The organism is Bordetella genomosp. 10 (assembly GCF_002261225.1).
Lineage (GTDB): Bacteria > Pseudomonadota > Gammaproteobacteria > Burkholderiales > Burkholderiaceae_B > Bordetella_C.
In genome coordinates this window covers 2964683-2990327 of sequence record NZ_NEVM01000005.1, presented here as the reverse complement: position 1 = coordinate 2990327, position 25645 = coordinate 2964683, and the positions used below count along the sequence as shown (strand labels likewise).

Genomic DNA, 25645 nt, shown 5'->3' with positions numbered 1-25645 from the left:
ATTTTTTCAGCAAATGGGGAATTCCGCTTCGACCGCCGGGCTACCGCCCGGCTGGTATCCAACAAAGGGGAGTAAGCGCTTAGTCGCGGCGGCCGGCATAACCCGGTTTGTCGAAACGCTTGGCGGGACCGCCGGCGCGCTTCTCGAAACCCGGACGGGCCGGGCGGGCATAACCTTCGCCCGCGGCGCGGCCGCCGGCGCCTTCGCGGCGCTCGGCGCGGAAACCGCCGGGACGGCCTTCCGATTCATGACGGGCGCTGCCTTCGCGGCGGAAGCCGCCTTCGGGACGCGAGCCGCCTTCACGATGGAAGCCGCCGGGGCGGCCATCCGCTTCCGGACGGGCGCCGCCTTCGCGACGGAAGCCGCCTTCGGGACGGGCGCCGCCTTCACGACGGAAGCCACCTTCGGGGCGGGCGCCGCCTTCACGACGGAAGCCACCCTCGGGGCGAGCGCCGCCTTCACGGTGGAAACCACCGGGGCGACCACCCGCTTCCGGACGGAAGCCACCGGGACGGCTGTCCGCGTGGGAGCGGAAGGCCTCATCGGTACGGAAGCCGCCGCGCTCGCTGCGTTCGGCACGGAAACCGCCGGAGCGGCCTTCCGCTTCGCCGCGGAAGCCGCCTTCGCTGCGGAAACCGCCTTCCGGACGCTGCGACCGCTCGTAGGCCGGGCGATCGCTACCGCGCCAGCCGCCTTGCGGACGGTCGCCGCCGCCGAACGAACGGGGACGGTCGCCGCCTTCGAAGGGACGGCCGCGGCCTTGCGGGCGCTTGCCGGCGAAGGGGCGCTTGCCGCCGCGCTCGCCTTCATAAGGACGCGGCGCGCGCTTGGGTTCCAGGCCGGCGATGACTTGCGGCGCGATGGTCTGGCCGATGAAATGCTCGATGCGGCGCACCTTGTGGCGTTCCGCGTGGGTGGCCAGCGTGAAGGCCAGGCCGTCGCGGCCCGCGCGGCCGGTGCGGCCGATGCGGTGGACGTAGTCCTCGGCCTGCATCGGCAGGTCGTAGTTGACGGCATGGCTGATGCCTTGCACGTCGATGCCGCGCGCCGCCACGTCGGTGGCCACCAGCACGCGCAACTGGCCGCGTTGCAGCAGGCCCAGCGTGCGGGTGCGCTGGCGCTGGTTCATGTCGCCATGCAGGGCGGCCGCGGCGAAGCCCTGGTCGCTCAGGTGACCGGCCAGGTCGTCGGCGCCGCGCTTGGTGGCGGTGAAGACGATGGCCTGGTCCAGCGTGGCGTCGCGCAGGACGTGGTCCAGCAACTGCTTCTTGTGGTCCAGGTCGTCGGCGTACAGCAGGCTCTGCGTGATGTTGCCGTGCTTTTCCTTCGCGCCGGCGATTTCGATGCGCTGCGGTTCGTGCATCATCTTGGCCGCCAGGCGCGCGACGCTGCCGTCCAGCGTGGCCGAGAATAGCAGGGTCTGGCGTTCGGCCGGCAGGCGGCTGAGGATGGTTTCGATGTCCTCGATGAAGCCCATGTCCAGCATGCGGTCGGCTTCGTCGAGCACCAGGGTGTGCACGGTATTGAGCTTGACGCGGCCGGCTTGCAGGTGGTCCAGCAGGCGGCCCGGGGTGGCTACCAGCACGTCGACGCGGCGCGACAGGGCCTTGAGCTGGGCGCCGTAGGGCATGCCGCCGACGACGATGGTGGTGCGCAGGTCGGCGATGTTGCGGCCGTAGGCGCGCGTGGCGTCGTTGACCTGCATCGCCAGTTCGCGGGTCGGGGTCAGCACCAGCACTTGCACGCCGGAGCCCTTGTTGGCGGGCTGCTTGGCGACGCGGTTCAGCGCGGGCAGCATGAAGGCGGCGGTCTTGCCGCTGCCGGTTTGCGAGGAGACCATCAGGTCATGGCCGGCCAGGGCCTGCGGAATGGCGGCGGCCTGGACGGGCGTGGGGGCGTTGAAACCCGCGGCTTCGAGGGCGGACAACAGGGTGGGAGCGAGTCCCAAGGATTCGAAAGACATTACTAGCCCTTGCCGCTTGATAAGCGGCAACAAAAATGCGCGGACGGCTGAAGGGATGGGAGGCCGGGTCCTGGCGCGGTTGAGTGAGCATCGAAGCCGACCGGATCAACCATGCGCGGGGCGCGTTCCTGGAAACTGAACGCAGGGCGAAAGGAAAGGAGGTCAGGAAGCGATGAAGTTCGGCTTGGGCCGGGAATCTGTTTTACCCGGCGGCGACTGCATGACTACCGGACCCGGAGACGCGGTGCGCAAAGGCGAGTGCCAGATGCGGAAACCGGACGAAGGCGCGGGAAAGTGCCGAAACTTTATTGGTGCAGCGCGCAAATCATAACGTGAATTCTGTTTGTAATGCCAGCTTTTTATCGGGCAAACCCCAATCGACAATTTTTTGCCCTTGGGATTGGAGCCATTCATTGGCGCGTTTGAAGTGGCCGCAGCCGAGGAAAGGCTGCGGCGGGCGCAGGGCCGAAAGGGGGGAAGGATGGTTGGCCGTCAGGACCAGATGCCTGTTGTCCGGGGGCAACAACGCCTGCTTGGCCTGGGCGTGGGCGCCCCACAGCATGAACACCTTGGGATGCGGCTCGCGGGCCACCAGGCGGATCAGGGCGTCGGTGACCACTTCCCAGCCGCGCTTGGCGTGCGAGGCCGGCTGGCCGTCCTCCACCGTCAGCGAGGTGTTCAGCAGCAGCACGCCCTGGCGGGTCCAGGGGGTGAGGTCGTTGGCGGCGACCGGGACGCCCGGATATTCGGCGGCGATTTCCTTGAGGATGTTGCGCAGGCTCGGCGGCCGGCGCTCGTCGTCCGGCACCGAGAAGGCCAGGCCCTGGGCCTGGCCGCGCCCATGGTAGGGGTCCTGGCCCAGGATCACCACGCGCACGTCGGCCGGCGCCAGGCCGTGCAGGGCGCGGAAGGGTTCGGCGGGATAGATGGTGGCGCCCTCGGCCAGGCGGCGCGCGACCAGCGCGTCCAGTTGCGCCAGGGCCTGGGCCACGGCGGGTTCGCGCAGGGCGGCCGCCCAGGCGTCGGGCAGGCCGGCGAGTTGCGTGGCGAGGGGAATGGTCAGGCGGTTGTCGTTCGGCATGGTCGCCATTGTGCCAAAGCCGGCGGCCCGCCGCGCGTGGGGGGCGGGCGTCGATCCCTCAATAACAGACGATATCCACCGATCCGCCCGGGCGCCGGCGGTCGCTCAGGTACTGGGTCATGTCGCATTGGCTGATGTTGCTGGCCAGTTTGCGAATCGCGAGCAGGTTGGTGTCGGTGTAGCTGCACCCTATCCAGTAGCTCTGCTGCTGGCCGTGCTGCTGGAAGCGCCAGGTCGAGGAATAGCCCTTAGGCGTGCGCTTCTCGATGTCCGGCGACAGGGCCGCCATGTCCTCGGGATCGCCGGAGAAGAAGGTGACCGCTTGCAGGTGGTGGTTGGCGTCGCGGCGGGGATCGGCCATCAGCGACCAGCCCGGCGGCGTGGCGATGGGCGTCTGCGCGATCTGCATCATCGGCGGGCAGGGGGTGTTGTTGACGGGGCGCGCGGCCCAGGCCGCCGGGGCGAGCAGCAGCGCGCCCAGCAGCAGCGGCAGGCGGGCGGAAACGGTGCGTGGCGTGGACTTCGGCATGGAGATTCCTGTGGCTGCGGCGCGGCGGCGCCGATGGCCGCGCGCGCCGCGTCGAGGGACGGGCCGGCGCGGCCGAGGATTCAATGGCGCGGCATGGCGTCCAGGGCTTCGAGCAGACGGTTGCGGTAGCGCTGCATCAGGCCCCGCACGCGCGTCATGCGCGCCTGCCATTCTTCGGTTTCGGACCCCGGCGCCACGCGCGGCGCGGCCCAGACGGCGTCGGGGAAATGGCGGTCGCCGCGCCAGCGCGGGATCACGTGCCAGTGCAGGTGGGGCACCATGTTGCCGAGCGAGGCCAGGTTGACCTTGTCCGGATGGAAAATCTCGCGCTGCGTCTCCTCCACGGTCCACACGGTCTGCATGAGCAGCTCGCGGCCATGGCGCGAAAGGCTGGTCATCTCGGAAATATGCGAATTCCAGATGACGCGCGTGTAGCCCGGGTAGTCGGCGTCGTCCACCTCCACCACGCGCAGATGGTCGCCGCGCCAGAGCACGTCGCCGCCGGCTTGCTGGCAGAGAGGACAGTCGGGATGCAGGGTGGTCATGGGCGTCGGGCCGTGGGCTGGCTGGGAATAAGACGCTTTATACCAAGATCATTCGCGTCCGAGCGCTTTTTCCACGCGCTCGACGATGTGTTCCAGCACCTGCAGGCGCGCCAGGCGCTTGTCGTCGGTGGCGACGATGCGCCACGGCGCGGCGAGGGTGTCGGTGCGCGCGATCATCTCGTTGGCGGCGCCCAGGTAGGCCGGCCACTTGCGCCGGTTGCGCCAGTCGTCCTGGGTGATCTTGAAGGTCTTGTAGGGCGACTTCTCGCGTTCGCGGAAGCGCTTGAGCTGTTCCTCGCGGCTGATCGCCAGCCAGAACTTGAGGACGATGGCGCCGTGTCCCACCAGTTGCGATTCGAAGTCGTTGATCTCGCCATAGGCGCGTTTCCAGGCCGCCGCGGGCGTCAGTTCCTCGACCCGCTCGACCAGCACGCGGCCGTACCAGGAGCGGTCGAAGATGGCGACGCGGCCCTGGCGGGGCACGCGGCGCCAGAAGCGCCAGAGATAGGGGCGCAGCAGTTCGTGTGGCGACGGCGCCGAAACGGGCGTGATTTCGTAGCGCCGCGCGTCCAGCGCCTGCGTCACGCGGCGGATGGCGCCGCCCTTGCCGGCGGCGTCCTGGCCCTCGAAGGCCAGGACCAGGGCGCGCTGGCGGAAAGCCGGGTCGCGCAGGGCGCGCGCCAGACGGCCCTGCAGCACGCCCAGGCGGTCTTCGTAGTCGTCCTTGTCGATGCTGCCGCGATAGTCCAGCTTGCCCAGCACGTCGCGGCGGCCGGACCGGCGCGCGCCGGCGTCGGCGGGCGTGGGCGACGGCGCGGGGACGCGGACGGCGCCGCGCCGCAGCGCGTGCAGTACCGCCCGCGCGGCCGACACGGCGCGCATGTTGTCGTCGGCGCTGGGGATCACCACCCAGGGCGCATGCGGGCGGTCGGTCCTGCTGATCGCGTGATGGCCGGACTCGCGCAGGCGGTCGAAATGCTTCTGCACCAGCAGGTCCTCGGGCAGGACCTGCCAGGCGGTCTCCGGCGAGGCCAGCAGGCGCTTGCTGCGCGTCTTCTGCGCCTCGGGCGACAGGTGGAACCAGAGCTTGAGGATCTGCACGCCGTTGGCCGACAACTGGTCCTCGAAGCGGCGGATGGAGGCGGCCAGGGCGTCCAGGCGGTCGGTGTCGGGCCGCTTGCGCGCGCCCTCGAACAACAGCGGCGCGTACCAGGACCCGAAGACGATGGCCGTGCGCCCCTTCGCCGGCAGGGCGTTCCAGTAGCGCCAGAGGGGCGGGTACTGCCGCTCCAGCTCGTCCGGCGCGCCGAAGCCCTGGGTCAGGATGTGGCGCGGGTCCATCCACTCGTTCAACAGGTTGACCGTGGCGCCCTTGCCCGCGCCGTCGATGCCGGCGATCACGATCAGCAGGGCGCGTTCGCCGGCCTGCAGTTGCGCGTATTGCGATTTGACCAGGGCGGTGCGCAGCCTGGTCTCCTCTTTCTTGAATGCTTCGCGGCTGAGAGTGGGGTCGGCTTCGGCTTCGGCGAACATGCGGTCGGCGGTGGGGAAGGTTGTCGGTGCGGGGGATGTTGAACCATAAGGCCAGCCGCGGCAAGCCGCGCGATTCCGGCGGCGGGCCCGGTGCTATGCTTGCCTGCACTGGAGATTGCACATGACACAAGACGCCCAAGCCGGCGCCGCGCCCCGGCTCACTTCCCTGTCCCACGGCGGCGGCTGCGGCTGCAAGATCGCGCCCGGCGTGCTGTCCGACCTGCTGGCGCGCTTCGGCCCGGCCATGGCCCATCCGCGGCTGATGGTGGGCACCGAGACCGCCGACGACGCCGCCGTCTACCGGCTGAACGACGAGCAGGCGCTGATCGCGACCACGGATTTCTTCATGCCCATCGTCGACGATCCCTACGACTTCGGCCGCATCGCCGCGACCAATGCGCTGTCCGACGTGTACGCCATGGGCGGCGTTCCCATCATGGCGCTCGCCATCGTCGGCATGCCGGTCAACGTGCTGGCGCCCGAGACCATCGCGCAGATCCTGAAGGGCGGCCAGGACGTGTGCGCCCAGGCCGGCATTCCCGTCGCGGGCGGCCACACCATCGACTCGGTCGAACCCATCTACGGCCTGGCCGCCATGGGCCTGGTGCATCCCGATCGCGTGAAGCGCAACGCCGACGCCCGGGCCGGCGACGTGCTGGTCCTGAGCAAGCCGCTGGGCGTGGGCGTGCTGTCGGCGGCGCTGAAGAAGAATCACCTGGACGAGGCCGGCTACCGCGCCATGATCGCCAGCACCACGCGCCTGAATACCCCCGGGCCGGCCCTGGCGGCCCTGGACGGCGTGCACGCCATCACGGACGTCACCGGCTTCGGCCTGCTCGGCCATACCCTGGAAATGGCGCGCGGCGCGGGCCTGACGGCGCGCCTGCGCCTGGCCGGCTTGCCGTGGCTGCCCGATGTGCGGGAGCTGGCGCGCGACGGCTACGTGACCGGCGCGTCCGGGCGCAACTGGGCATCCTATGGCGCGTCGATCCGGCTGGGCGCGGGCATCGACGACGTCGCCCGCGCCTTGCTCACCGATCCGCAGACCTCCGGCGGGCTGCTGGTCGCCTGCGCGCCGGAGGCGGTGGATGCGGTGATGAAGACGCTGGCCCAGCAAGGCTTCGACGGCGCCGCCGTGGTGGGCGAGATGGCGGCGGGCGAGCCGGTGGTCCAGGTGGACTGACGGCGCCCGCGCCGGCCGATGCCGGCTTTGCGCCGCGCGCGGCCGGCCTCCGTGCAATCCTCGTGGACGACGGCGCCGGCCTGCCTCTGCCTTACGCCGCCAATGCGATGGACACGGGCTCGTTGGCCTCGCAGGCCCGCAGGGCGCGGCGCAGGCGGACGATGCCCTCGGCGATCTGCGCCTCGTTCATGGTGGCGAAGGAAAGGCGCATGGCCTGCGTGTCGGCCTGCGCCGGGTCGCCGTAGAACGCATTGCCCGGCACGTAGACGATCTCGTGCTCGATGGCGTAGGGCAGCAGGCGGGTGCTGTCGACGGCGCCGGTCAGCCGGCCCCAGCAGAACATGCCGCCCTGCGGCTGCAGGAAGGCGATTTCCCCGCCCATGTGTTCGCGCAGGGCGTCGCCCAGGGCGGCGCAGCGCGATCCATAGGCCTCGCGGATGCGCGGCACGTGGCGGTCGTAGGCGCCGTCGCCCAGGTATTGCGCGACGATTTCCTGGATCCAGGCCGAGCAGGCCATGTCGTCGGCGGCCTTGGCGCCGGTGCAGCGGCGGCGCACTTCGGGCGGCGCGACCATCCAGCCGATGCGCAGGCCGGGCGCCATGGTCTTGGACATGCTGGAAATGTACGCGGCCCAGTTGCGCGCCTCGCCCGTGGCCAGGGCCAGGATGGGCGGCACCGCCTCGCCGGTGAAGCGCAGTTCGCCGTAGGGGTCGTCCTCGACCAGCAGGAAGCGGTGTTCCACCGCCAGCGCCAGCAGGCGCAGCCGCTTCTCGCGCGTGAGCGTGGCGCCGCAGGGGTTGGAGAAGGTGGCGACCACGCTGACCAGCTTGGGCTTGTGGATTTCGGCCATGCGCGCCAGCGCCTCCACGTCCACGCCCTCCGGGCCGGACGGCACGGTGAGCACCGTGGCGCCGGTGTGGCGCATGGTCTGGGCCGAATTGGGGAAACCCGGGCTTTCGACGAAGGCGACGTCTCCCGGTTGCAGCATGACGCGCGCCAGCAGCGCCAGCGCCTGTTGCGAACCGCCGGTCACGGCCAGTTCGGTGTCGGGGTCACAGGAGATGCCGCGCCGCGCCGAGAGGGCGGCCAGCGCGTGGCGCAGGCTGGCCTGGCCCTCGATGTTCGAATACTGGAGGCAATCGGCCAGCCGGGCGCCGACGTTGGCGGCGGCCGCGTTCAGGCCGGCGACGTCGAACAATTCCTGGGCGGGATAGCCGCCCGCCATCGAGATGGTGCCGGGGCGGCTGGCATAAGGCACCAGACGGCGGATGGGGGAGACGGGCGGATGCGTGAAAGGTGCCGCGAACGCGTATTCGGGCACGGTGGAGGACGGCATGGTGGTCGCTTCGGGAAGGACGATGATCCGCCTGAGGCGGGCCAAACTGCGTACGACGTCCCGGCGCGGGCAATGCGGCGCGCGTGTCGCCGGCTGGCCGGTCCCACGACCGCCGCGGCAGGCATGGCTTGCCGGGCATCGGGGATTCTAAACTAGAAGGGAACTGAAAGTAGAACCGAAGGTACTTGCCTGCCGCCATGCCTGATTGCGCCAACCATTCCGCCAATGATTCCGCCAATGATTCCGTCAGGGATCCCATCAACCATTCCGCCGACGATTTCGCCGCCCGCCTCGCCGCCATCCGGGCGCGCATCGATGACGCCTGCCGCCGCGCGGGCCGCGATCCCGCCGAGGTCGCGCTGCTGCCGGTCAGCAAGACCTTCGGCGCCGGCCTGATACGCGAGGCCGCCGCCCACGGCTTGCGCCGTTTCGGCGAAAGCCGGATGCAGGAGGTGCGCGAGAAGGCGCCGCTATTGGCCGATTGCCCGATCGATTGGGTGGTGATCGGCCACTTGCAGACCAACAAGGCCAAGGACGCCGCCGCCCTGGCCGCCGAAGTGCAATCCCTGGACCGCCTGGACCTGGCGCAGGCGCTGGAGCGCCGGCTGCGTCCGGAAGGCCGCGTGCTGGACGTGCTGGTCCAGGTCAAGACGTCTGACGAACCGTCCAAGTTCGGCCTGGACGGCGACGCCTTGCTGGACTTCCTGCGCGTCTTGGCGGCGGACTATCCCAGCCTGCGGGTGCGCGGCCTGATGACGCTGGCGGTGAACAGCGACGACGAGCAGGCGGTGCGCGCCTGCTTCCGCCGCTTGCGCGAATTGCGCGATGCGGCGCGCGCCGCCGGCCTGGCCGCCGCGTCCTGGCGCGCCGAGGGCGACCGGGGCGGCCTGGACCGGTTGTCCATGGGCATGAGCGGCGATTTCGAACTGGCCATCGAGGAAGGCGCGACCGAGGTCCGCATCGGCAGCGCGCTCTTTGGCGCGCGCGATTACCCGGCGGTCTGAGGCTTTCGGTTTCCGAGGTGTAGAGCCGGCAACGCGTAGTGCCCGGCAACGTATAGTGCCCGGCATTCAGTGAACGAAGGCCGTGTCCAGCCCGGAGGAAAGACGGGGGCGCGAGAAGGTCCTCATCGCCTTGATGCTGGACGATTGCCGGTCGAGCATGGCGCAGCATCCCTGCCTGCTGGCCTATGTCCTCGGCGACGAGGGCTGAGCGCGCGCCCGGCGTATCCGGCGTATCCGGTCAGCGGCCGGGACCGGCATCAGCGTTGCATCGTGCCGTGATTCATGCCGGGCATGCTGCCCATATTCCCCATGTTGCCCATGTCCCCCATCCCATGCCCCATGTCGTGGTTCATGGCGCCGCCGCTTCCTGCCTTATAGCCGATGGGCTTCACCTTGAACCTCACGTCGACCGCGCCGGCGTGCTCGAACACCAGCGTGGCGGGGATCTCGTCGCCCTGCTTCAGCGGCTGCTTGAGCTTGAGGAACATCAGGTGGTAGCCGCCCGGCGCGAACTTGATCTCGCTGTCCGGCGGAATGGTCACGGGACCGGTGGCGCGCATGCTGGACACGCCGTTCTCGGTGCGCGTCTCATGCATTTCCACGCTGTCGGCGATGGGCGAGGTGATCGACAGCAGGCGGTCGGCCTGCTTGCCGTCGTTGTCGATTTCCATATAGCCGCCGCCGACGGACTGGCCCGGCGCCGTGGCCCGCATCCAGAGATCGTCGATCTCGATGGCGCCGGCCTTGAAATCGTGCGCGTGCGCGGCGCCGTGGGCGGCCAGCGCCAAGGCGGCGGCGAGGACGTATTTGCGTAAGGTCATGAGGTGGTCTCCTGGTTTGGGGTCAGGCGCCGCGCGGCTCGGGCCGGCTCCGGCGGATGAGGTTGCGGGAGGCGGCGAGCACGGCGTCGGTGAGGGCCGACATGGTGTCCGAGTTTACCCGCCAGTGTTGCCAGTACAGCGGCGTGTCTTCATAGGCGCGGGCCCGCAAGGGCACCAGGGCGCCGTCGTCCAGTTCCTTCTGGATCAGGGCCAGCGGATTCATCGTCCAGCCCAGGCCCGCCAGCGAGGCCTGGACGAAGGCGCGCGCCGAAGGCAGCCACCAGACGGGCGGCTGCCAGGGAATGTCGCCCATGATCTTGCGCGCGAAGCGGGCCTGCATCGCGTCCTTGCGGTTGTAGACCAGCACCGGCGCCTGCCCCAGCGATTGCGCGTTGACGCCGCCGGCGAAATGGCGGCGATGGAAGTCGGGGCTGCAGGTGGCGACGTAGCGCATGCTGCCCAGGGCATGCAGGCGGCAACCCTGCACCGGCTCGGAGAGCGCGGTGACGGCGCCCAGCACGGTGCCGTTGCGCAGCAGGGCGGCGGTGTGGTCCTGGTCCTCGGCGCGCAGGTCCAGCGTGACCTGATGGCTGCTGAGCACCCCGTTGGCCGCTTCGTTCGTAACGCCGCTGGAAAACCGGATGGCGGCGTCCATGAACCAGGTTTCCAGGCTGTCGTGGTTCACCGCCACCGGCAGCGTGGCCCGCGGCATATCGTCGGCCAGCATGCCCAGCCGGGCCAGCGCGTCGTGCTCCAGCAGGGCCGTCTGCTCCGCATATTGCACGATGACCTGGCCGTCGGCGGTGGCGACGGCGGGAATGGTCCGCTGCACCAGCAGGCGGCCGGTGCGGTCTTCCAGCGCGCGGATCCGCTGCGAAATGGCCGAGGGCGTGACGTTCAGCGCCTGCGCGGCGCGGTCGAAGCTGCCCTCGCGGATCACCGCCGCCAGGGCGCGGACTTGGGCGTAATCGAGGTTCACGGGACGAGGCTCACGGTGCGGGGTTTCAAGGTGCGAGGTTCAGGGTGAGGGGTTCGCTGTATCGGGATGAATAAGCTTCTTAGCGGGACAGGGCGACAGATGAGTCGCAGGAACGCCGCCGGAGTTCCCTGGACCGGGAATGCCGCCAGGCGCCCATCATGCCACGACATTAGAAACTCTAAATATACCTAAACAAAATTAGCTTAACTAATGACGCCGGCAGCGCCAGAATCACGTCCATGTCCACGATTGCCGCCTCCTCCTTTTTCGATCTGCACGCCTGGCTCGCCGGCCTGCTCACCGGGCTGGGCCTGTTCGCCGCCGTGGGCGCGCAGAGCGCCTTCATCCTGCGCCAGGGCCTGATGCGCGCGCATCTTCCCAGCGTGCTGCTGGTCTGCGGGCTGTCCGATGCCGTCGTCATCTTCGCCAGCGCGCTGGGCTTGCGCGCCCTGGACCAGCAGGCGCCCTGGCTGATGCCCGTGCTGGGCTGGGGCGGCGCGGCCTTCCTGGCGTTCTACGCCTGGCGTTCGGCGCGGCGCGCCCTGCGCGCGGGCGATGGCCTGGCGCCGGCCGCGCGGGTGGCGCATACTCGGCGCGGCGCGGTGCTGGGCGCGCTGGCCTTCACCCTGCTCAATCCGCATTTCTGGCTGGACATGGCGCTGGTCGGCGCGCTGGCGCACAACTTCGGCGCGGCCAGCGTGGCCTTCGCCGCCGGCGCCGTCTGCGCCAGCGTGCTGTGGCTGCTGATTCTCGGCGGCGGCGCGCGCCTGGCCGCGCCCTTGCTGCGCGACGCCCGCATCTGGCGGGTGCTGGACGGCGGCATCGCGGTCGTCATGGCCGGCATGGCGCTGCGCCTGCTGTTGCGGGTGGCCTAGGGGTCCCTGCGCTTCGCATCCCTGCGCTGCGCGTCCCGTAAAAACACGCGCGAACCGCCCCGATTCGGGCCTTCCTCCCCCTTCCTGCATCGCAACTTACGCGAAGCTTGCGGCGACGCGGGCAATCCCTAGTGCGCGCGCCATTGAGCCCTCGCCGCACTGTCACTATCATTTACACCAAGGCGGCCGCCCATCGATTTCCCCGCCGGGAACGATGCACATGCGGGCGCACCGATCAGAAGAAGACGAGTAGGGAGACCAGAACACCAGCGATACATCCGCCGGCGCGCGAGGCTTGCCGATCGCGCGTCCCGGGTGCTGCATGCCCGCGCAATACCGTTTCGGGCAAGCGATCCAGGCAGGCAGGAAAGTCTCAAGAATCAAGCGGTCCTACGCAGTAAAAATCATAAAGGAGACATTAATGAATCATCGCATCAAGCTGCTCGTCGGCGCCGTGGCCCTGGCTTGCGCAGGGGGCGCCCACGCCGCCGATCCCATCAAGATCGGCGTCAGCGGTCCTTACACCGGCGGGTCTTCCTCGATGGGCGTCAGCATGCGCGACGGCGTGCGCCTGGCCGCGGAGGAAATCAACAAGAACGGCGGCGTGCTGGGACGCCAACTGGTCCTGATCGAGCGCGACGACGAGGCCAAGAACGAGCGCGGCGTGCAGATCGCGCAGGAGCTGATCAACAAGGAGCAGGTCGCTGCCGTCGTCGGCTACATCAACACCGGCGTGGCGCTGGCTTCGCAGCGCTTCTTCCAGGATGCGAAGATTCCCGTCTTCAACAACGTCGCCACCGGCAGCATCATTACGCACCAGTTCAAGCCGCCGCAGTATCCCGACAACTACGTCTTCCGCAACGCCGCCAACGACAGCATCCAGGCGCCGATGATCGTCGAGGAAGCCGTGGTCCGCAGCGGCTACAAGAAGGTGGCGATCCTGGCGGACTCCACCAACTACGGCCAACTGGGCCGCGAGGACCTGGAGAAGGCCCTGGCCGCCAAGGGCGTGAAGGCCGTGGCGACGGAAAAATTCAACATCAAGGACGTCGACATGACGGCCCAGTTGTTGAAGTCCAAGGAGGCGGGCGCCCAGGCCGTGCTGACCTACGGCATCGGCCCCGAGCTGGCGCAGATCGCCAACGGCATGGCCAAGCTGGGCTGGAAGGTGCCCATCGTCGGAAGCTGGACGCTGTCGATGGCCAACTACATCGACAATGCCGGCCCCAACGGCGCCGGCGCGCGCATGCCGCAGACCTTCATCCAGGAACCCAACACGCCCAAGCGCAAGGCCTTCATCGACGCCTACCTGGCCAAGTTCAAGCCCAAGAACAACCGCATCGATTCGCCGGTGTCGGCGGCGCAGGGCTATGACTCCATCTACCTGCTGGCGGCGGCCATCACCCAGGCCAACTCGACCGACGGTCCCAAGGTGCGCGCCGCGCTGGAAGACCTGAAGACGCCGGTGGAAGGCGTGGTCATGACCTACGACCATCCGTTCACGCACGACGACCACGACGCCATCACGCCCAACCTGGTGGTGTTCGGCGAGGTCAAGGACGGCCGCGTGGTCTACGCCTATCCGGACGACCTGAAGACCACCGCCCAGCCGCGCAAGAAGGACAGCAGCGCGTCGGCAGCCACGTCGAAATAGGCCGGCGAAGCAAGACCAGGCAAAGGCCGTACCAAGGCCAGGCAGTAAGCAGCCCCCCGCCCAGGCGCCGCGCACCGGAATTTCCGGGATGCGGCGCCGGCCGGGCGGGGGATGGGTTTCTTCGCGGAAAATCCGATGATTCTCTTGCAACTCATCTACAGCGGGATCGCGCTGGGCATGATCTACGCGGTCATCGCCTTCGGCTATCAACTCACCTTCGCCACCTCCGGCACGCTGAACTTCGGCCAGGGCGAAGCCCTGATGCTGGGCGCGCTGGTCGGCCTGACCCTGGTGGGACTGGGCGTCAACTACTGGCTGATGGTGCCCATCGTCTGCGTCTTCGGTTTCATCCAGGGCGCGGTGGTGGAGCGCATCGCCGTGCGGCCCGCCATCAAGACGCGGTCCGAGTTCGGCTGGATCATGGCCACCATCGCGCTGGGCATCATTTTCCGCAACGTCGCGGAAAACGTCTGGGGCCGCGACGACCTGCCCTTTCCCTCGCCGCTGCCGGTCGCGCCCATCAAGCTGGCCGGCGCCAACGTGCTGCCCATGGAGCTGCTGGTGGTGTTCGGCGCGCTGGCCATGATGCTGCTGGTGGAGCTCTTCAACCGCAAGTCCATCCACGGCAAGGCCTTCGTCGCCACCTCCAACGACCGCGACGCCGCCGGCCTGATGGGGATCAACACGGGGCTGGTCATCACCTTCTCGTACGCGCTGTCCTCGCTGACCGCGTCCTTCGCGGGCGTGCTCATCGCGCCGCTCACCCTGACCGGCGCCACCATGGGCGCGGTGCTGGGCCTGAAGGCCTTCGCCGTCGCCATCATCGGCGGCCTGTCCAGCGGCGCCGGCGTGGTGGTCGGCGGCCTCATCCTCGGCATCGCCGAGACCACGACCGGTTTCTATATTTCGACCGGCTACAAGGACGTGCCGGGCCTGGTGCTGTTGCTGCTGGTCCTCGCGTTCAAGCCCGCCGGCCTGTTCGGCAAGACCGCGATCAAGAAGGTCTGATGATGAAACCGCTTACCCTGATCGCCTCGATTCTGGGCATCGTCTTCCTGGTCGGCCTGCCGCTGGCCGTGGGCAACCCGTATTACCTGCACCTCATCGAAACCATCATGATCTACGCCATCCTGCTGTTCGGGCTGGATATCGTGGTGGGCTACACGGGGCAGGTGTCGCTGGGCCATGCCGGCCTGTTCGGCATCGGCTCCTATGTCGTGGGCGTGCTGTTCTTCCACCTGCAATGGCCGATCTGGCTCACGCTGCCGGCGGCCATCGCCATTACCGCCTGCTTCGGCGCCATCCTGGCCCTGCCGGCGCTGCGCGTGATCGGCCCCTACCTGGCCATGGTCACGCTGGCCTTCGGCACCATCATCCAGATCCTCATCAACGAGATGAGCTTCCTGACCGAAGGGCCCATGGGCATCAAGATCGACAAGCCCCTCATCGGCGGCCACATGCTGGACAAGCGCGAGTACTTCTGGCTCGTCGGCGCCTTGCTGGCGCTGGCGCTGCTGGTGGTGCACCGCATCCTGAAGTCGCACATCGGCCGCACCTTCGAGGCCTTGCGCGACAGCCCCATCGCCGCGGACTGCATGGGCGTCTCGGTGTACCGCTACAAGGTGGTGGCCTTCGTCATCAGCGCCGGTTTCGCCGGCCTGGCGGGCGGGCTCTATTCCTATTCCGAGCAATACATCTCGCCCAACACCTACAACTTCGAGCTCACCATCCTGTTCCTGCTGGCCATCATCATGGGCGGCCGCAAGACGCGCGTGGGCGCCTTGCTGGGCGCCGCCATCGTGGTGCTGCTGCCCAAGATGCTGGACGACATCGAGACCTTCCGCCTGATCGCCCTGGGCCTGGCGCTGCTGGTCGCCATAGGCGGCGCCGTGGCGGTCGCCAAGGGCCGCACCACGGCGCGGCGCATGGCGGTGCCGGTCGTCGGCACGGTGGCGCTGACGGTGTTCGCCTACTGGATGGAGGCGTTGACGGACTGGCGCCTGACCATCTTCGGCCTGATGATCCTCTTCGTCGTGTACTACCTGCCGGACGGCATCGTCGGCTTCGTGCGCAACCTGTTCTTCAACACGCATCGCGCCGCGCTGGCGGTGAAGAAGGAGCTGGTCCAGGAAGCCGACGCCGTGCCGCAGGCGCGCGTCGATCATGGCCAGGAGCTGCTGGCCGCCAAGGGCATCCTGATGCAGTTCGGCGGCCTGCGCGCTCTGAACCAGGTCGACCTGGTGGTGCGCCGGGGTTCCATCCATGGGCTCATCGGGCCCAACGGCTCGGGCAAGAGCACCATGATGAACGTGCTGAGCGGCATCTACGTGCCCACCGCGGGCGCGGTGGATTTCGACGGCCGCTCGCTGGTGGGCCTGGTGCCGGCGCAGATCGCCTCGGCCGGCGTGGCGCGCACCTTCCAGAACGTGGCGCTGTTCGGCGAAATGACCGCGCTGGAAAACGTCCTGGTCGGCCTGCACCACACCTTCCGCACCGGCCTGGCCAACATCGCCCTGCGCACGCCGCGCTGGAAGCGCGAGGAAAACGCGGCGCGGGCGCGCGCCCTGGCCCTGCTGGAATTCGTCGGCCTGGACAACCTGGCCGACGAGGAGGCGCGCAACCTGCCCTACGGCAAGCAGCGCCTGCTGGAGATCGCCCGCGCGCTGGCGCTGGACCCGCAACTGCTGCTGCTCGACGAGCCGGCCGCCGGCCTGACCGCGCCCGACATCGCCGAGCTGCTGACCATCATCCGCAAGGTTCGCGATCACGGCATCACCCTGATCCTCATCGAGCATCACATGGACGTGGTGATGGGCGTCTGCGACACGGTGTCGGTGCTGGACTTCGGGCAGAAGATCGCCGAAGGATTGCCGGCGGAGGTGCAGGCCAATCCCCGGGTGGTGGAAGCCTACCTGGGCGGGTCGGCCGCCTGAGGCGGGCGCCCGGGCACCGCGCCCGAGCGCGGGCGCAGGCGCGGAATATCGAAGAACAGGAACCGGACATGTTATCCATCAAGAACCTCGAAGCCGGCTATGGCAAAGTCAAGGTCCTGCACGGCATCAGCATGGATGTGCCGAAGGCCAAGGTGGTGACGCTGATCGGCTCCAACGGCGCCGGCAAGACCACCACGATGCGCGCGCTGTCGGGCATGATCAAGCCCACGGCGGGGGAAATCACGCTGGGCGCGCAGCGCATCGACGGCATGGACTCGCATCGCATCGCCCGTCTCGGCCTGGCGCATTCGCCGGAGGGCCGGCGCGTGTTCCCGACCTTGTCCGTGGCCGACAACCTGCGGCTGGGCGCCTATCCGCGCCTGACGGGCAAGCGTCCGCGCGGCGACGTCGAGGGGGACCTGGAACGCGCCATGGAGCTCTTTCCGCGCCTGAAGGAAAGACGGACCCAGTTGGCCGGCACGCTGTCCGGCGGCGAACAGCAGATGCTGGCCATGGCGCGCGCCGTCATGCTCAATCCCGAACTGGTGCTGCTGGACGAGCCGTCCATGGGGCTGGCGCCGATTCTCGTGGAAGAGGTCTTCCGCATCATCGGCCGCCTGAAGGAGGAGGGCGTCACCATGCTCCTGGTGGAGCAGTTCGCGGCGGCCGCGCTGAACGTGGCGGACTACGGCTACGTGCTGGAGAACGGCCGCATCTCGGTGCACGGCACCCCCGACAAGCTGCGCCACGATCCGGCGGTGGTGGCGGCCTATCTCGGCGGGTCGCACTGACCGAGGCGGGGCGGGGAAGAGAAGGCCGGAGCGGACCGGGCAGGCCGGCGCAAGCCGGGGCAGATCAGGCAGATAAGGCAAACCGGAGCTGGCCGGGGCAGACCAGGACTAATCAAGGCAGCCCCTTGCCCGCCAGCGGATCCTCCCCGTAATGCTTCAGCCCTTCCAGGTCCAGCACCCGCACGCCGCCGTATTCCACGCGCAGCAGGCCGGCCCCCTCCAGCGCGCCCAGGGCCTGGTTGGCGCGCTGTCGCGAGACCCGCGCCAGGTAGCCGACCTCTTCCTGCGTGATGGCCAGCTTCATGCCCATGCCGGGATAGAGCAGGGGATTGAACAATTCCGCCAGGCAGCGCGCGACGCGCGCGTCGGTGTCGAGCAGGCGGTCGTTCTCCGCCTTGCCGATGAATTGCGCCACCCGTTCGTTGAGCTGCTGCAGCAGGTAGCGGTTGAAGGGAATGCTGGTGTCCAGCAGGAATTCGAAGGTCGCCGCCGGCAGGCGCGCGATGACGGAGTCGCGCAGGGCGACGACGTCGTACTTGCGGATCTCGCGCTTGAGCAGCGTGCCTTCCCCGATCCATCCGCCCGCCGGCACGCCGGTCAGCGAGGCCAGCTTGCCGTCCGCATTGCCCACCGACACTTTCACCAGTCCGGCCAGGACGCCGATCCAGGCCTGGCCGAGTTCGCCCTTGCGCTCGATGATGGTCCCCGCCGTCGCCTGCTGGACGGTCAGGTCCTTGAGCACCCGCGCCTGCTCCTGCGCGGTCAGCACACGGAGCCAGGCGGCGGATAGCTGCAATGAGTCGGCGGCATGCTGCATCGGGATATACCCTAAAAGACTATGAAATGTCGTAGGGACGACAGTTGACTGATTTTTAACCTTATACCTTAAGTGCGCTTGGGTGCACTCAGGCGCCAGCCAGGCGCAGCCAAGCGCACTCACACGCGCTCAGATGCACTCGAGCGCAGCCATACAGCAGCAAGCGCAGCCCGATACCGATAAGGACAAGGGCCGGAGGTCGCTAGGGGTGTGACGGTCCACCGATCGTCACACCGGGCAGGACGACGCTTCCGGATCCGAACAGGAGACAACGTGGCGCAAGACCTGTCTGCATCCTCGCCGATGCCGGCGGCGGCGGACACCTTTCCCGCCCTGCTGCTGGCGCATGCGCGCGTGCGCGGCGACCGTCCCGCGATTCGGGAAAAGCACCTGGGCATCTGGCAAACCCTGAGCTGGGCGCAGGTCGCGGCCCTGGTGCGCCGCGCCGCGCACGGCCTGGCCGCCGAGGGCGTGGCGCCGGGCCAGCACGTGGCGGTGGTCGGCGAGAACCGTCCGCGTCTCTATATTTCCATGATGGCGGCCCAGGCGCTGGGCGCGATCCCGGTGCCGTTGTACCAGGACGCCATCGCGCAGGAAATGGCCTACGTGCTGCGCGATGCGGCCATCGGCGTGGCGATCGCCGAGGACCAGGAGCAGGTCGACAAGATGCTGGAGGCGCGGGCGTCCTGCCCGGACCTGCGCCGCGTCGTCTACGACGATCCGCGCGGGCTGCGCCACTACGCCGATCCCATGCTGACGTCCTTCGACGCGCTGCTGGCCGCCGGGGATGCGCACGCGGCGCGGGATCCCGCCTTCTTCGACCGCGCGGTGGCCGCGGTGCGCCCGCATGACGCCGCGGCCATGTTCTACACCTCCGGCACCACCGGCCGGCCCAAGGGCGTGGTGCTGACCCACGCGGCGCTGATCGACCGGGCCCGCGCGGTGCAGGACATGGAGAGGCTGACCGACCGCGAGGACGTGCTGGCCTATCTGCCGCCGGCGTGGATCGGGCAGAACATGTTTTCCTACACGCAGTTGCTGGTCACCGGTTTCACCGTCAACCACCCGGAATCGCCGTCCACCGTGGCCATCGATATGCGCGACATCGGCCCGACCTACTACTTCGCGCCGCCGCGTATCCTGGAAGACCTGCTGACGCGCGTGCTGATCCGCATGGAAGACGCGGGCTACCTGAAGCGCCGCCTGTTCAAGGCCTGCATGGACCTGGCGCGGCGGGTCGGCGTGCGCATCCTGGACGGCGAGGCGGTGGGCCCGTACGACCGGCTGCGCTATGCCCTGGGCGACGTGCTGATCTACGGGCCGCTGCGCAACGCGCTGGGCATGAGCCGCGTGCGCGTGGCCTATACCGCGGGCGAGGCCATCGGGCCCGACCTCTTCACCTTCTACCGCTCGCTGGGGATCAACCTCAAGCAGTTGTACGGTTCCACCGAGACCTCGGTGTTCGTCTGCGTGCAGCCCGACGGCAAGGTGCGCGCCGACACCGTGGGACCGCCGGTGGCGGGGGTGGAGATCAAGGTCGCCGACGACGGCGAGATCCTGGTGCGCAGTCCGGGCCTGTTCAAGGAGTATTACCGCAACCCGGCGGCCACGCGCGAAGCGCGCGGCGAGGACGGCTGGTTCCATACCGGCGACGCCGGCTACCTGGACCTGGACGGCCAGTTGAAGATCATCGATCGCGCCAAGGACGTCGGCAAGCTCTCGGACGGCAGCCTGTTCGCGCCCAAGTACATCGAGAACAAGCTGAAGTTCTTCCCGTACATCAAGGAAGCGGTGGCCTTCGGCGCCGGCCGCGACCGGGTGTGCGCCTTCGTCAACATCGACCTGGAGGCAGTCGGCAACTGGGCCGAGCGGCGTGGGCTGCCCTATGCCGGCTATGCCGACCTGGCCGGCAAGGATGAAGTCCACGCACTGATCCTGGGCTGCGTCGAGCAGGCCAATGCCGAGCTGGCGCGCGATCCCCGCCTGGCGGCCTCGCAGGTGCGGCGTTTTCTCATCCTGCACAAGGAGCTGGACCCGGACGACGACGAGCTGACGCGCACGCGCAAGGTGCGGCGCGCCTTCATCGCGCAGAAGTACGCCGTGCTGGTGGACGCGCTGTTCGCGGGGCAGGCCACGCAATACGTCGAGACCGAGGTGAAGTTCGAGGACGGCCGCAGCGGCCGCATCGCCGCGGACCTGAAACTGCGCGACGCGCGGGTCTTCCCCGCGCTGGCCGGGGAGGCGGCCTGAGATGAGATCCCACCCCCTGCGCGCCAGCCCGCCACCCCTCGCGGGGGCGGCGCCCGCGGCCGGTCACGCGTGCGCTGCGCCCGGTCAGCCTGCCGCCGCCCTGACCGTCGTGGACCCGATGGCGCCGCGGCAGGACGCGCGTTCGCGGCGCGGCGGCGACGTCATTCTCGACATGCGGAACATCTCGCTGTCCTTCGGCGGCGTCAAGGCGCTGACCGATATTTCCTTCAATGTGCGCGAGCACGAGATCCGCGCCATCATCGGCCCCAACGGCGCCGGCAAGAGCTCCATGCTCAACGTCATCAACGGCGTCTATACGCCGCAGCAAGGCGCCATCGCCTTCGACGGCCGCGACGATATGCGCATGACGCCGCGCCGCGCGGCGGAGATGGGCATCGCCCGCACCTTCCAGAACCTCGCGCTGTTCAAGGGCATGAGCGTGCTGGACAACATCATGACCGGCCGCAACCTGCGCATGAAATGCGGCCTGCTGGCGCAAGCCCTGCGCATCGGCCCCGCCGCGCGCGAGGAAAGCCGCCACCGCGAGTTCGTCGAGAACATCATCGACTTCCTGGAGATCCAGGCCTACCGCAAGGTGCCGGTGGGACGCCTGCCCTACGGCTTGCAGAAGCGCGTCGACCTGGGGCGCGCCCTGGCCATGGAGCCGCGCCTGCTGCTGCTGGACGAGCCCATGGCGGGCATGAATATCGAGGAGAAGCAGGACATGAGCCGCTACATCCTCGACGTCAACGACGAGTTCGGCACCACCATCGTCCTGATCGAGCACGACATGGGCGTGGTGATGGACATTTCCGACCGGGTGGTGGTGCTGGACTACGGCAAGAAGATCGGCGACGGCGAGCCCGACGAGGTGCGCGCCCATCCCGACGTCGTCCGCGCCTACCTGGGCGTGGCGCACTGAACGCCGGAGGAGGGCGGCATGGGATTCTTTCTCGAAACGCTGTTCGGCGGTCTGATGAGCGGCATGCTCTACGCCCTGGTCGGCCTGGGCTTCGTGCTGATCTTCAAGGCGTCCGGCGTCTTCAATTTCGCCCAGGGCGCCATGGTGCTGGTGGCGGCGCTGGCCATGGCGCGCTTTTCCGAATGGACCCCGCGCTGGCTGGGATTCCATAACGCCCTGCTGGCCAACGTGCTGGCGTTCATCGTGGCGGCGGCGGTGATGTTCGCGCTGGCGGTGGCGGTGGAGAAATTCGTGCTGCGCCACCTGGTCAACCAGGAGGCCACCACGCTGTTGATGGCGACGCTGGGCATCAGCTATTTCCTCGACGGCCTGGGCCAGATTGCCTTCGGCAGTTCGGTGTATTCGATCAACGTCGGCATGCCCAAGGACCCGGCCATCATCCTGGATTCCGTCTTCGAGGGCGGCCTCCTGATCAACCTGGAGGACCTGGCCGCGGCGGTGGTGGCGGCGCTGCTGGTGGCCGCCCTGGCGCTGTTCTTCCAGTACACCTCCACCGGACGCGCCTTGCGCGCGGTGGCCGACGATCACCAGGCGGCCCAGTCCGTCGGCATTCCGCTGAACCGCATCTGGGTGGTGGTGTGGAGCGTGGCCGGCCTGGTGGCGCTGGTGGCGGGCGTGATCTGGGGCTCGAAGTTCGGCGTGCAGTTCACGCTGTCCACCGCGGCCTTGCGCGCCTTGCCGGTGGTGATCCTGGGCGGCCTGACCTCGGTGCCCGGCGCCATCCTGGGCGGCCTGATCATCGGCGTGGGCGAGAAGCTTTCCGAGGTCTACCTGGGCTCGCTGGTCGGCGGCGGCATCGAAATCTGGTTCGCCTACGTGCTGGCGCTGGTCTTCCTGCTGTTCCGGCCGCAAGGCCTGTTCGGCGAAAAAATCATCGACCGCGTCTGACGGCCAAGGGAGGCGCGACCATGTTCTACCGCGAGAACGGCCAGTTCAAGACCAGCTACCTGGCCGACCAGCAGATCTTCCCGATCCGGCAGGACCGTATCTTCATCCTGCTGCTGCTGGCCGTGGCCTTCGTCGCCGTGCCCCTGCTGGCCAGCGACTACCTGCTGCGCGCCATCCTCATCCCTTTCCTCATCCTGTCGCTGGCCGCCGTGGGCCTGAACGTGCTGGTGGGTTATTGCGGCCAGATCTCGCTGGGCACGGGCGCCTTCATGGCGGTGGGCGCGTACGCCGCCTGGAATTTCGGCGTGCGCATGCCCGGCATGCCGCTGCTGTTGCAGATCGTGCTGGGCGGGCTGTGCGCCACCGTGGTCGGCGTGATATTCGGCATTCCCAGCCTGCGCATCCGCGGGCTGTACCTGGCGGTGGCGACGCTGGCCGCGCAGTTCTTCGTCGACTGGGCCTTTTTGCGGATTCCCTACTTCACCAATTATTCGTCCTCCGGCAACGTGTCCGTGCCGCCGCTCACCGTCTTCGGCCTGCCCCTGCAAAGCGCGATGGAGAAATACCTTTTCGTGCTGGCGCTGGTGTGCGGCTTCACGCTGCTGGTCAAGAACCTCGTGCGCGGCGCCGTCGGGCGGGAATGGATGGCCATCCGCGACATGGACGTGGCGGCGTCGGTGATCGGCATCCGGCCCATGCACGCCAAGCTGACCGCCTTCGCCGTCAGCTCCTTCATCGTCGGCGTGGCGGGCGCGCTGTGGGGCTTCATCCACCTGGGGTCGTGGGAGCCGCTGGCGTTCGACCTGAGCCGTTCCTTCCAGTTGCTGTTCATGGTCATCATCGGCGGCCTGGGCTCCATCCTCGGCTGCTTCTTCGGCGCGGCCTTCATCGTGCTGGTGCCCGTGCTGCTGTCGAACATCCCGGGCCTGCTGGGCCTGCCGCTGGCGGTGGACACGGCTTCGCACATCGAGCACATGGTGTTCGGCGCCCTCATCGTCGTTTTCCTGATCGCCGAGCCGCACGGCCTGGCGCGTTTGTGGAGCGTCGCCAAGGAGAAATTGCGCCTGTGGCCGTTTCCGTATTGAACGGCCGCGGCGCCGAGGTTGGCGCATCCGGCACGGTACGCCACGAGCGATACCGCCACCGGCTGCACGCGTTCGCCCGGCGTGGACCGGGCCTGTCACGGTGCCAGAGAGCACCCCTGGAGGTAGTGGAGATGAAGCGTTTGAACCTGAAAAGCGTGGCCGCCGCGCTCGCCCTGGGCGGGGCGCTGGGCGCCGCCAGCTCGCCGGCCCTGGCCGACGAGCAGTTCGTGCCGCTGTTGGTGTACCGCACCGGCTCCTTCGCGCCCCTGGGCATTCCCTGGGCCGACGGCAAGCTGGATTACCTGAAGCTGGTCAACGAACGCGACGGCGGCGTCAATGGCGTGAAGATCACCTATGAGGAATGCGAGACGGCCTACGCCACCGACAAGGGCGTGGAGTGCTACGAGCGCCTGAAGACGCATGGGCCGACCGGCGCGTCCGGCTTCGATAGCCAATCCACCGGCATCACCTTCGCGGTGACGGACAAGGCGCCGCTGGACAAGGTGACCGTGGAGACCGTCGGCTACGGCCTGTCGCAAGCGGCCGACGGTTCCGTCTTCCAGTGGAACTTCCCCTTGCTGGGCACCTACTGGACCGCCGCCGACGTGATGATCCAGGACATCGCCAAAAAGGAAGGCGGCATGGACAAGCTCAAGGGCAAGAAGATCGCCCTGGTCTACCACGACTCGCCCTACGGCAAGGAGCCCATCCCGCTGTTGCAGAAGCGCGCCGCCGCCAACGGCTTCGAACTGCTGCTGTATCCGGTCACCGCGCCCGGCGTCGAGCAGAAATCGACCTGGCTGCAGATCCGCCAGGCGCGGCCCAGCTACGTGCTGCTGTGGAGCGCGGGCATCATGACGCCCACCGCCATCCGCGAGGCCCAGGCCAGCGGCTATCCGCGCGACAAGATGTACGCGATCTGGTGGGCGGGCTCGGAGGGCGACGTCAGGGACCTGGGCGAGGTCGCCAAGGGCTACAACGCGATCACCATCCACAACAGCGGCGAGCAGGGCAAGGTCATGCAGGACCTCAGGAAGTACGTCTACGACAAGGGCCAGGGCAGCGACCGCAACAACACGACGCTGGGCACCATCGCCCACACGCGCGGCATGATCATTTCCATGCTGCAAGTCGAGGCCATCCGCGCCGCGCAGGAGAAGTACGGCAAGGGCAAGTCCATGACGCCGGAACAGGTGCGCTGGGGCTTCGAGAACCTGGACCTGACGCAGGAGAAGCTGGACAAGCTGGGCTTCGGCGGCATCGTGCGGCCCTTCAAGACGTCCTGCGCCAATCACCTGGGCGCCGACTGGGCCCGCATCGTGCAGTGGGACGGCAAGCAGTTCAAGCCGGCATCGGACTGGTACCAGGCCGATCCCGCTATGGTGGGCCCGCTGGTGAAGGCCGAGGCGGCGAAGTACGCCAAGGAAAAGAACATCACGCCGGTGAATTGCGCGGGGTAGGCGGCGCCGGCGGCGGCCCTCGCGGCCCCGCCGGCCGGCAGTCCCGAAGGAGTTTTCGTATGAGCATGTCGCCTCCCGCCGCGGCGCCGCCGGCGCTGCTGGACGTCAACGGCATCGAAGTCATCTACAACCACGTCATCCTGGTGCTCAAGGGGGTGTCCCTGCGCGTGCCGGAGGGCAGCATCGTGGCGCTGCTGGGCGCCAACGGCGCGGGCAAGACCACCACCCTGCGCGCCGTGTCGAACCTGCTCAAGGGCGAGCGCGGCGACGTCACCAAGGGCCAGATCCGCTATCGCGACGAGCGCGTGGAGCACTTGTCGCCCGCCGAGCTGGTGCGGCGCGGCGTGGTGCAGGTGATGGAGGGCCGGCATTGTTTCGCCCACCTGACGGTGGAGGAGAACCTGCTGGCCGGCGCCTATACGCGCCGGCTGGGACGCGGCGAGATCCGCGAGGCGCTGGAGCGCGTCTACCAGTATTTCCCCCGCCTGAAGCAGCGCCGGACCAGCCAGGCCGGCTACACCTCGGGCGGCGAGCAGCAGATGACGGCCATCGGGCGCGCGCTGATGGCCAGCCCCGGCATGATCCTGCTGGACGAGCCGTCGATGGGCCTGGCGCCGCAGGTGGTCGAGGAGATCTTCCAGATCGTGCGCGACCTCAACCGGCGCGAAGGCGTCAGCTTCCTGCTGGCCGAGCAGAACACCAACATCGCCCTGCGCTACGCGGATTACGGCTACATCCTGGAAAACGGCCGCGTCGTCATGGACGGCGCGGCCGAGGCGCTGGGCGCCAATGAAGACGTGAAGGAGTTCTACCTGGGCATTTCCAGCGGCGCGCGCAAGAGCTTCCGCGACACCAAGTTCTACCGCCGGCGCAAGCGCTGGCTGGCGTGAGGCGTTCGCGCGGCTCGTCCGCGCGGCCGCATGCCGACGCCCTTTG

General features: G+C 68.5%; 23 protein-coding genes. 14 read left to right on the top strand and 9 right to left on the bottom strand.

The window, feature by feature from the left end; all coding sequences use genetic code 11:
• Positions 1–79 precede the first annotated feature (79 nt).
• The 5 genes from CAL29_RS29375 to pap all read right to left on the bottom strand — a co-directional run bounded on the left by CAL29_RS29375 (position 80) and on the right by pap (position 5651).
• Positions 80–1963 carry a DEAD/DEAH box helicase gene (locus tag CAL29_RS29375; protein ID WP_094856393.1) on the bottom strand — a complete coding sequence of 628 codons (1884 nt, stop codon included), beginning with the start codon at positions 1961–1963 and terminating at the stop codon, positions 80–82.
• 325 nt (positions 1964–2288) lie between these two features.
• The gene (locus CAL29_RS29370) at positions 2289–3044 is read right to left on the bottom strand and encodes a uracil-DNA glycosylase (protein WP_094856985.1); all 756 of its coding nucleotides are present in this window, start codon (positions 3042–3044) and stop codon (positions 2289–2291) included.
• 58 nt (positions 3045–3102) lie between these two features.
• Complete coding sequence (locus CAL29_RS29365; RefSeq protein WP_094856392.1) at positions 3103–3573, bottom strand: STY0301 family protein; 471 nt, start codon at positions 3571–3573, stop codon at positions 3103–3105.
• 80 nt (positions 3574–3653) lie between these two features.
• On the bottom strand, positions 3654–4118 hold the full coding sequence (locus tag CAL29_RS29360; RefSeq protein WP_094856391.1) for an HIT family protein: 465 nt from the start codon (positions 4116–4118) through the stop codon (positions 3654–3656).
• A gap of 48 nt (positions 4119–4166) precedes the next feature.
• Positions 4167–5651: a polyphosphate:AMP phosphotransferase gene (gene pap / locus CAL29_RS29355; RefSeq protein WP_094856390.1), complete on the bottom strand. Its 1485-nt coding sequence runs from the start codon at positions 5649–5651 to the stop codon at positions 4167–4169.
• A 121-nt stretch (positions 5652–5772) separates the two neighbouring features.
• Between pap and selD the strand changes: the two genes are divergently transcribed.
• Positions 5773–6834 carry a selenide, water dikinase SelD gene (selD, locus tag CAL29_RS29350; RefSeq protein WP_094856389.1) on the top strand — a complete coding sequence of 354 codons (1062 nt, stop codon included), beginning with the start codon at positions 5773–5775 and terminating at the stop codon, positions 6832–6834.
• 91 nt (positions 6835–6925) lie between these two features.
• Here selD and CAL29_RS29345 read toward each other — a convergent pair whose 3' ends face one another.
• The gene (locus CAL29_RS29345; protein ID WP_094856984.1) at positions 6926–8170 is read right to left on the bottom strand and encodes an aminotransferase-like domain-containing protein; all 1245 of its coding nucleotides are present in this window, start codon (positions 8168–8170) and stop codon (positions 6926–6928) included.
• 197 nt (positions 8171–8367) lie between these two features.
• Here CAL29_RS29345 and CAL29_RS29340 point away from each other — a divergent pair, with 197 nt between their 5' ends.
• Together CAL29_RS29340 and CAL29_RS32160 are read left to right on the top strand one after the other, a co-directional pair.
• Positions 8368–9174 (top strand): YggS family pyridoxal phosphate-dependent enzyme, encoded by an 807-nt coding sequence (locus CAL29_RS29340; RefSeq protein WP_094856388.1) that lies wholly within the window; start codon positions 8368–8370, stop codon positions 9172–9174.
• An 82-nt stretch (positions 9175–9256) separates the two neighbouring features.
• On the top strand, positions 9257–9382 hold the full coding sequence (locus CAL29_RS32160) for a hypothetical protein (RefSeq protein WP_256977794.1): 126 nt from the start codon (positions 9257–9259) through the stop codon (positions 9380–9382).
• 49 nt (positions 9383–9431) lie between these two features.
• Here CAL29_RS32160 and CAL29_RS29335 read toward each other — a convergent pair whose 3' ends face one another.
• A complete protein-coding gene (locus CAL29_RS29335; protein WP_094856387.1) occupies positions 9432–9995 on the bottom strand; it encodes a copper chaperone PCu(A)C in 564 nt (187 codons plus the stop codon).
• Positions 9996–10017: 22 nt separating this feature from the next.
• A complete protein-coding gene (locus tag CAL29_RS29330; protein WP_094856386.1) occupies positions 10018–10974 on the bottom strand; it encodes a LysR family transcriptional regulator ArgP in 957 nt (318 codons plus the stop codon).
• Between the two features lie 239 nt (positions 10975–11213).
• Between CAL29_RS29330 and CAL29_RS29325 the strand changes: the two genes are divergently transcribed.
• From CAL29_RS29325 to CAL29_RS29305, 5 genes are all read left to right on the top strand, one after another.
• On the top strand, positions 11214–11849 hold the full coding sequence (locus CAL29_RS29325) for a LysE/ArgO family amino acid transporter (RefSeq protein ID WP_094856385.1): 636 nt from the start codon (positions 11214–11216) through the stop codon (positions 11847–11849).
• A gap of 421 nt (positions 11850–12270) precedes the next feature.
• Positions 12271–13503, top strand: a complete 1233-nt coding sequence (locus tag CAL29_RS29320) for an ABC transporter substrate-binding protein (RefSeq protein ID WP_094856384.1) — start codon at positions 12271–12273, stop codon at positions 13501–13503.
• 135 nt (positions 13504–13638) lie between these two features.
• Positions 13639–14511, top strand: a complete 873-nt coding sequence (locus CAL29_RS29315) for a branched-chain amino acid ABC transporter permease (protein WP_094856983.1) — start codon at positions 13639–13641, stop codon at positions 14509–14511.
• A gap of 2 nt (positions 14512–14513) precedes the next feature.
• A complete protein-coding gene (locus tag CAL29_RS29310; protein WP_094856982.1) occupies positions 14514–16436 on the top strand; it encodes a branched-chain amino acid ABC transporter ATP-binding protein/permease in 1923 nt (640 codons plus the stop codon).
• A gap of 68 nt (positions 16437–16504) precedes the next feature.
• A complete protein-coding gene (locus CAL29_RS29305; protein ID WP_094856383.1) occupies positions 16505–17227 on the top strand; it encodes an ABC transporter ATP-binding protein in 723 nt (240 codons plus the stop codon).
• A gap of 112 nt (positions 17228–17339) precedes the next feature.
• Here CAL29_RS29305 and CAL29_RS29300 read toward each other — a convergent pair whose 3' ends face one another.
• On the bottom strand, positions 17340–18044 hold the full coding sequence (locus CAL29_RS29300) for a Crp/Fnr family transcriptional regulator (protein WP_094856382.1): 705 nt from the start codon (positions 18042–18044) through the stop codon (positions 17340–17342).
• A gap of 303 nt (positions 18045–18347) precedes the next feature.
• Between CAL29_RS29300 and CAL29_RS29295 the strand changes: the two genes are divergently transcribed.
• The 6 genes from CAL29_RS29295 (at position 18348) to CAL29_RS29270 (ending at position 25599) form a co-directional block, all read left to right on the top strand.
• Positions 18348–20294, top strand: a complete 1947-nt coding sequence (locus CAL29_RS29295; protein WP_179284268.1) for an AMP-dependent synthetase/ligase — start codon at positions 18348–18350, stop codon at positions 20292–20294.
• Between the two features lie 118 nt (positions 20295–20412).
• Positions 20413–21216, top strand: coding sequence for an ABC transporter ATP-binding protein (locus CAL29_RS29290; RefSeq protein ID WP_094856380.1), 804 nt, complete (start codon positions 20413–20415; stop codon positions 21214–21216).
• Positions 21217–21234: 18 nt separating this feature from the next.
• Positions 21235–22164 (top strand): branched-chain amino acid ABC transporter permease, encoded by a 930-nt coding sequence (locus CAL29_RS29285; RefSeq protein ID WP_094856379.1) that lies wholly within the window; start codon positions 21235–21237, stop codon positions 22162–22164.
• 20 nt (positions 22165–22184) lie between these two features.
• A complete protein-coding gene (locus CAL29_RS29280) occupies positions 22185–23249 on the top strand; it encodes a branched-chain amino acid ABC transporter permease (RefSeq protein ID WP_094856378.1) in 1065 nt (354 codons plus the stop codon).
• A gap of 131 nt (positions 23250–23380) precedes the next feature.
• The gene (locus CAL29_RS29275; RefSeq protein ID WP_179284217.1) at positions 23381–24709 is read left to right on the top strand and encodes an ABC transporter substrate-binding protein; all 1329 of its coding nucleotides are present in this window, start codon (positions 23381–23383) and stop codon (positions 24707–24709) included.
• 59 nt (positions 24710–24768) lie between these two features.
• On the top strand, positions 24769–25599 hold the full coding sequence (locus CAL29_RS29270) for an ABC transporter ATP-binding protein (protein WP_094856376.1): 831 nt from the start codon (positions 24769–24771) through the stop codon (positions 25597–25599).
• The last annotated feature ends 46 nt before the right edge of the window (positions 25600–25645 follow it).

Bases quoted from the DNA above. Each gene is read 5' to 3' on its own strand.
- CAL29_RS29290 (WP_094856380.1), top strand. From the start codon at position 20,413: ATGGCGCCGCGGCAGGACGCGCGTTCGCGGCGCGGCGGCGACGTCATT.
- CAL29_RS29315 (WP_094856983.1), top strand. From the start codon at position 13,639: ATGATTCTCTTGCAACTCATCTACAGCGGGATCGCGCTGGGCATGATC.
- CAL29_RS29340 (WP_094856388.1), top strand. From the start codon at position 8,368: ATGCCTGATTGCGCCAACCATTCCGCCAATGATTCCGCCAATGATTCC.
- CAL29_RS29310 (WP_094856982.1), top strand. From the start codon at position 14,514: ATGAAACCGCTTACCCTGATCGCCTCGATTCTGGGCATCGTCTTCCTG.
- CAL29_RS29335 (WP_094856387.1), bottom strand. From the start codon at position 9,995: ATGACCTTACGCAAATACGTCCTCGCCGCCGCCTTGGCGCTGGCCGCC.
- CAL29_RS29325 (WP_094856385.1), top strand. From the start codon at position 11,214: ATGTCCACGATTGCCGCCTCCTCCTTTTTCGATCTGCACGCCTGGCTC.
- CAL29_RS29275 (WP_179284217.1), top strand. From the start codon at position 23,381: ATGAAGCGTTTGAACCTGAAAAGCGTGGCCGCCGCGCTCGCCCTGGGC.
- CAL29_RS29300 (WP_094856382.1), bottom strand. From the start codon at position 18,044: ATGCAGCATGCCGCCGACTCATTGCAGCTATCCGCCGCCTGGCTCCGT.
- CAL29_RS29305 (WP_094856383.1), top strand. From the start codon at position 16,505: ATGTTATCCATCAAGAACCTCGAAGCCGGCTATGGCAAAGTCAAGGTC.
- CAL29_RS29270 (WP_094856376.1), top strand. From the start codon at position 24,769: ATGAGCATGTCGCCTCCCGCCGCGGCGCCGCCGGCGCTGCTGGACGTC.
- CAL29_RS29365 (WP_094856392.1), bottom strand. From the start codon at position 3,573: ATGCCGAAGTCCACGCCACGCACCGTTTCCGCCCGCCTGCCGCTGCTG.
- CAL29_RS29285 (WP_094856379.1), top strand. From the start codon at position 21,235: ATGGGATTCTTTCTCGAAACGCTGTTCGGCGGTCTGATGAGCGGCATG.
- CAL29_RS29370 (WP_094856985.1), bottom strand. From the start codon at position 3,044: ATGCCGAACGACAACCGCCTGACCATTCCCCTCGCCACGCAACTCGCC.
- pap (WP_094856390.1), bottom strand. From the start codon at position 5,651: ATGTTCGCCGAAGCCGAAGCCGACCCCACTCTCAGCCGCGAAGCATTC.
- CAL29_RS29360 (WP_094856391.1), bottom strand. From the start codon at position 4,118: ATGACCACCCTGCATCCCGACTGTCCTCTCTGCCAGCAAGCCGGCGGC.
- selD (WP_094856389.1), top strand. From the start codon at position 5,773: ATGACACAAGACGCCCAAGCCGGCGCCGCGCCCCGGCTCACTTCCCTG.
- CAL29_RS29345 (WP_094856984.1), bottom strand. From the start codon at position 8,170: ATGCCGTCCTCCACCGTGCCCGAATACGCGTTCGCGGCACCTTTCACG.
- CAL29_RS29375 (WP_094856393.1), bottom strand. From the start codon at position 1,963: ATGTCTTTCGAATCCTTGGGACTCGCTCCCACCCTGTTGTCCGCCCTC.
- CAL29_RS29295 (WP_179284268.1), top strand. From the start codon at position 18,348: ATGCCGGCGGCGGCGGACACCTTTCCCGCCCTGCTGCTGGCGCATGCG.
- CAL29_RS29320 (WP_094856384.1), top strand. From the start codon at position 12,271: ATGAATCATCGCATCAAGCTGCTCGTCGGCGCCGTGGCCCTGGCTTGC.
- CAL29_RS29280 (WP_094856378.1), top strand. From the start codon at position 22,185: ATGTTCTACCGCGAGAACGGCCAGTTCAAGACCAGCTACCTGGCCGAC.